The sequence below is a fragment of the Mesorhizobium sp. M7A.F.Ca.US.011.01.1.1 genome, from assembly GCF_003998295.1.
Classification (GTDB): domain Bacteria; phylum Pseudomonadota; class Alphaproteobacteria; order Rhizobiales; family Rhizobiaceae; genus Mesorhizobium.
Genome location: NZ_RZRT01000279.1, coordinates 1 through 349, shown reverse-complemented (window position 1 = coordinate 349; position 349 = coordinate 1). Strand labels below are relative to the sequence as shown.

1 protein-coding gene is annotated in these 349 nt (G+C 62.8%); it reads left to right on the top strand.

What is annotated here, in order from left to right:
• A partial coding sequence (locus EOA13_RS37725) for a GreA/GreB family elongation factor (protein WP_206535397.1) occupies positions 1-228 on the top strand: 228 nt, incomplete at its 5' end.
• Positions 229-349 lie beyond the last annotated feature (121 nt).

Sequence of the window (349 nt, the reverse complement as noted above, 5' to 3'; positions counted from 1 at the left end):
GCGGTAACAATCCGCAACGATGGCGGCAACATCCAGCGCGTCACGCTGGTCTATCCCGGCGAAGCAGACATCAGTGAAAACAGGATCTCGGTGCTGACGCCGATGGGGACGGCGCTCATCGGCGCGACCGCTGGGCAGACGGTGTGCTGGAGCAGCCGTGGCGGCCGGGAACTGTCGGCGACCATCGAAGTGGTCGATACGCCGGCCTGCGGGCGGGAGGGGGCCTGATCATGGAGACGGTGATGACAGGCGCGAATTTCCAGCTGACGACAAAGGACTTCGCCGTCCTCGAAATCATGTTGGAGCGTCGGCGGGCTTTCGCGGATCCGATTGTTCCAATGCTTGAAGA